This window comes from Bacteroides cellulosilyticus DSM 14838, from assembly GCF_000158035.1.
GTDB classification, from domain to species: domain Bacteria; phylum Bacteroidota; class Bacteroidia; order Bacteroidales; family Bacteroidaceae; genus Bacteroides; species Bacteroides cellulosilyticus.
Genome location: NZ_EQ973490.1, coordinates 2,693 through 8,224, shown reverse-complemented (window position 1 = coordinate 8,224; position 5,532 = coordinate 2,693). Strand labels below are relative to the sequence as shown.

2 tRNA genes and 3 rRNA genes are annotated in these 5,532 nt (G+C 46.5%); all 5 read left to right on the top strand.

The window, feature by feature from the left end:
* Positions 1-377 precede the first annotated feature (377 nt).
* Positions 378-1,900 (top strand): 16S ribosomal RNA (locus tag BACCELL_RS05155).
* A gap of 198 nt (positions 1,901-2,098) precedes the next feature.
* Positions 2,099-2,172, top strand: a tRNA-Ile gene (locus BACCELL_RS05150).
* Positions 2,173-2,249: 77 nt separating this feature from the next.
* A tRNA-Ala gene (locus tag BACCELL_RS05145) sits at positions 2,250-2,323 on the top strand.
* A gap of 125 nt (positions 2,324-2,448) precedes the next feature.
* Positions 2,449-5,331, top strand: a 23S ribosomal RNA gene (locus BACCELL_RS05140).
* A gap of 69 nt (positions 5,332-5,400) precedes the next feature.
* A 5S ribosomal RNA gene (gene rrf, locus BACCELL_RS05135) occupies positions 5,401-5,510 on the top strand.
* The 16S, 23S and 5S rRNA genes sit together here with 2 tRNA genes alongside, the layout of an rRNA operon.
* Positions 5,511-5,532 lie beyond the last annotated feature (22 nt).

The following is a 5,532-nucleotide window of genomic DNA, read 5'->3' as shown; positions in this document are numbered from 1 at the left end:
CTTCTTTTATCTCCCTTTCGCAAAGAGAGACGACGAGAAAAAGAAAAAAGAAAAAAAACTTTCGAAATTATTTGGAAGATATACTTAAAAGTTCTTACCTTTGCATCCGCTTTCTGAAAAGAAAAGCAGTTTTAAAAAGAAGCGATCTTTGAAGAATTTACATAAACAATACAAGTAGTACAAGAGCAGGTGCTTCGCAAATTAATAATTAAAAATTAATAATTAAGGCGCAGCATCTGGGTATAAAAAAGAACCGTCAAGTAACTTATATATATAGGTAATTTGAAGACTTTTAATAAACCGAGCGTCCTGAACAGAGCAAAAACACTGTCGCTTTTTAATAATTAATTATTAATTTGCGCAGTCACAATACTTTTACAATGAAGAGTTTGATCCTGGCTCAGGATGAACGCTAGCTACAGGCTTAACACATGCAAGTCGAGGGGCAGCATGACCTAGCAATAGGTTGATGGCGACCGGCGCACGGGTGAGTAACACGTATCCAACCTACCGGTTATTCCGGGATAGCCTTTCGAAAGAAAGATTAATACCGGATAGTATAACGAGAAGGCATCTTTTTGTTATTAAAGAATTTCGATAACCGATGGGGATGCGTTCCATTAGTTTGTTGGCGGGGTAACGGCCCACCAAGACATCGATGGATAGGGGTTCTGAGAGGAAGGTCCCCCACATTGGAACTGAGACACGGTCCAAACTCCTACGGGAGGCAGCAGTGAGGAATATTGGTCAATGGACGAGAGTCTGAACCAGCCAAGTAGCGTGAAGGATGACTGCCCTATGGGTTGTAAACTTCTTTTATATGGGAATAAAGTGAGCCACGTGTGGCTTTTTGTATGTACCATACGAATAAGGATCGGCTAACTCCGTGCCAGCAGCCGCGGTAATACGGAGGATCCGAGCGTTATCCGGATTTATTGGGTTTAAAGGGAGCGTAGGCGGACTATTAAGTCAGCTGTGAAAGTTTGCGGCTCAACCGTAAAATTGCAGTTGATACTGGTCGTCTTGAGTGCAGTAGAGGTAGGCGGAATTCGTGGTGTAGCGGTGAAATGCTTAGATATCACGAAGAACTCCGATTGCGAAGGCAGCTTACTGGACTGTAACTGACGCTGATGCTCGAAAGTGTGGGTATCAAACAGGATTAGATACCCTGGTAGTCCACACAGTAAACGATGAATACTCGCTGTTTGCGATATACAGCAAGCGGCCAAGCGAAAGCATTAAGTATTCCACCTGGGGAGTACGCCGGCAACGGTGAAACTCAAAGGAATTGACGGGGGCCCGCACAAGCGGAGGAACATGTGGTTTAATTCGATGATACGCGAGGAACCTTACCCGGGCTTAAATTGCATCTGAATAATTTGGAAACAGATTAGCCGCAAGGCAGATGTGAAGGTGCTGCATGGTTGTCGTCAGCTCGTGCCGTGAGGTGTCGGCTTAAGTGCCATAACGAGCGCAACCCTTATCTTTAGTTACTAACAGGTCATGCTGAGGACTCTAGAGAGACTGCCGTCGTAAGATGTGAGGAAGGTGGGGATGACGTCAAATCAGCACGGCCCTTACGTCCGGGGCTACACACGTGTTACAATGGGGGGTACAGAAGGCAGCTACACAGCGATGTGATGCTAATCCCAAAAGCCTCTCTCAGTTCGGATTGGAGTCTGCAACCCGACTCCATGAAGCTGGATTCGCTAGTAATCGCGCATCAGCCACGGCGCGGTGAATACGTTCCCGGGCCTTGTACACACCGCCCGTCAAGCCATGAAAGCCGGGGGTACCTGAAGTCCGTAACCGCAAGGAGCGGCCTAGGGTAAAACTGGTAATTGGGGCTAAGTCGTAACAAGGTAGCCGTACCGGAAGGTGCGGCTGGAACACCTCCTTTCTGGAGCGACGCTCAGTCAAAATCAGAGATTTTGAAATTAATAATTAACAATTATAAATTAAGAACTCTCTGTACTAACAAATTAAAAGTTGGTTCTTTTGACATGCTACATAAGAACCTCTTGCACTACGCGTAGTTGTTTATATAATATATATTGAGAAAGAAGAAGCCGAGCCGCAAGGCGAGGTTGAACTCGACAGTCCTATAGCTCAGTTGGTTAGAGCGCTACACTGATAATGTAGAGGTCGGCAGTTCAACTCTGCCTGGGACTACTTCTTAAATTAAAAATTATAAATTATAAATTAAAACGCGATGTCGTAAATTTAATTTTAAATTTTTAATTAATGAAGGGGGATTAGCTCAGCTGGCTAGAGCACCTGCTTTGCACGCAGGGGGTCAACGGTTCGAATCCGTTATTCTCCACTCTGATTACAAATTTAATTTTTAATTATTAATTTGTTAATCAACCGTTCTTTGACATGATGTACAAAAAAAAGTAAAGTTATAACAAGCTGAAAGTATATATCGAGCCATACGGCTAGGTAAGACTAAAAGTAAGTAAGGGCGCATGGCGGATGCCTTGGCTCTCGGAGGCGATGAAGGACGTGATAAGCTGCGATAAGCTGCGGGTAGGTGCAAATGACCTTTGATCCGCGGATTTCCGAATGGGACAACCCAATATCTTGAAGAGATATTATCCATCTTATGATGGAGGCGAACGCAGGGAACTGAAACATCTTAGTACCTGTAGGAATAGAAAATAAATAATGATTCCCCAAGTAGTGGCGAGCGAACGGGGAATAGCCCAAACCATATGTGTTACGGCATGTATGGGGTTGTAGGACCACGTCGTGGGACGAAAGTTAGTGAGTAGAATGATCTGGAAAGTTCAGTCATAGACGGTGATAACCCGGTATACTAAGCTAACTGAACCCTAGTGGTATCCTGAGTAGCGCGGGACACGAGGAATCTTGCGTGAATCTGCCGGGACCATCCGGTAAGGCTAAATACTCCCGAGAGACCGATAGCGAACCAGTACTGTGAAGGAAAGGTGAAAAGCACTTCGAACAGAAGAGTGAAATAGTCCCTGAAACCATGCGCCTACAAGCGGTCGGAGCAGTTTAAACTGTGACGGCGTGCCTTTTGCATAATGAACCTACGAGTTACTTTTTCCGGCAAGGTTAAGGATCTTGAGATCTGCAGCCGAAGCGAAAGCGAGTCTTAATAGGGCGGATAGTCGGAAGGAGTAGACGCGAAACCAAGTGATCTACCCTTGGCCAGGTTGAAGGACAGGTAACACTGTCTGGAGGACCGAACCGATAAGCGTTGAAAAGCTTCCGGATGAGCTGAGGGTGGGGGTGAAAGGCTAATCAAACTTGGAGATAGCTCGTACTCCCCGAAATGCATTTAGGTGCAGCCTTGATTTATACTAATATGAGGTAGAGCGACTGATAAGATGCGAGGGCTTCGCCGCCTATCAAGTCTTGACAAACTCCGAATGCGTATTAGTTCTATATCAGGAGTGAGGGCATGGGTGCTAAGGTCCATGTCCTAAAGGAGAACAATCCGGACCATCAGCTAAGGTCCCGAAATAATTGCTAAGTTGATCTAACGAAGTCAGATTGCTAAGACAGCTAGGATGTTGGCTTGGAAGCAGCCATTCATTTAAAGAGTGCGTAACAGCTCACTAGTCGAGGAGTTTGGCGTGGATAATAATCGGGCATAAGCAATTTACCGAAGCTATGGGATGTGCAAACATCGGTAGGGGAGCATTCTACTCAGCGTCGAAGGTGAAGCGTAAGCTTTGCTGGAGCGTGTAGAAAAGCAAATGTAGGTATAAGTAACGATAAAGGGGGTGAGAAACCCCCTCGCCGAAAGACTAAGGTTTCCTGATCAACGCTAATCGGATCAGGGTTAGTCGGGTCCTAAGGCTCAGCCGAACGGTGAGGCCGATGGCAGAACAGGTTAATATTCCTGTACTACCTTAAAGAGTGACGTGGAGACGGAGGCGTGACAGTGCCGCGAACTGACGGAATAGTTCGTTGAAGGGTGTAGATGTTGATCGGGGCAGGCAAATCCGCTCCGAGAGTCGAACCTGATAGTATGGAGCGTTCTTCGGAACAATCCAATAGTGCATGTAAACATACTCCCAAGAAAATCCGCTAAACTTAATCTTTAAGGTACCCGTACCGTAAACGGACACACGTAGTCGGGTTGAATATACTAAGGCGCTTGAGTGATTCACGGTTAAGGAACTAGGCAAATTGACCCTGTAACTTCGGGATAAAGGGTCCCCACTGCGAGGTGGGGCGCAGAGAATCGGTCCAGGCAACTGTTTAACAAAAACACAGGGCTATGCCAAATTGAAAGATGAAGTATATAGCCTGACACCTGCCCGGTGCTGGAAGGTTAAGAGGAGATGTCATCGCAAGAGAAGCATTGAATTGAAGCCCCAGTAAACGGCGGCCGTAACTATAACGGTCCTAAGGTAGCGAAATTCCTTGTCGGGTAAGTTCCGACCTGCACGAATGGTGTAATGATCTGGACACTGTCTCAACCGTGAGCTCAGTGAAATTGTAGTATCGGTGAAGATGCCGATTACCCGCGATGGGACGAAAAGACCCCGTGAACCTTTACTATAGCTTAACATTGAATTTGGGTAATTGATGTGTAGGATAGGCCGGAGGCTTTGAAGCAGGTACGCCAGTATTTGTGGAGCCGCTGTTGAAATACGGCCCTTTGGTTATTTGAGTTCTAACTCGTTGATACGAGGACACTGTTTGGTGGGTAGTTTGACTGGGGTGGTCGCCTCCAAAAATGTAACGGAGGCTTCTAAAGGTGCCCTCACGCCGATTGGTAACCGGCGGCAGAGTGTAATGGCATAAGGGCGCTTGACTGGGAGACTTACAAGTCGATCAGGTAGGAAACTAGAGCATAGTGATCCGGTGTTTCTGTATGGAAAGGACATCGCTCAAAGGATAAAAGGTACTCCGGGGATAACAGGCTGATCCCTCCCAAGAGCTCATATCGACGGAGGGGTTTGGCACCTCGATGTCGGCTCGTCACATCCTGGGGCTGGAGAAGGTCCCAAGGGTTGGGCTGTTCGCCCATTAAAGTGGCACGCGAGCTGGGTTCAGAACGTCGTGAGACAGTTCGGTCTCTATCTATCGTGGGCGTATGAAATTTGCGTGGCTCTGACACTAGTACGAGAGGACCGTGTTGGACTGACCTCTGGTTTACCAGTTGTGCCGCCAGGTGCATTGCTGGGTATCTAAGTCGGGATTGGATAAGTGCTGAAAGCATCTAAGTACGAAGCCAGCCACAAGATTAGATTTCTTAGGGTCGTTGAAGACTACAACGTTGATAGGATGCAGGTGTACAGGTGGTAACATCATAGCCGAGCATTACTAATTGCCCGTTCACTTTTGGTCTTTGCCTTGTATGGCAGGTATATACGTTCAGTTTAAAGTCTTTGCTTTTTTGCATCATGTCTAACTTATTTAGGTGACTATAGCATCAGGGTTCCACCTCTTCCCATTCCGAACAGAGAAGTTAAGCCTGATCACGCCGATGGTACTGCGTCAAGTGGGAGAGTAGGTAGTTGCCGTTTTTTAGAGAGAAGCCTCCATATC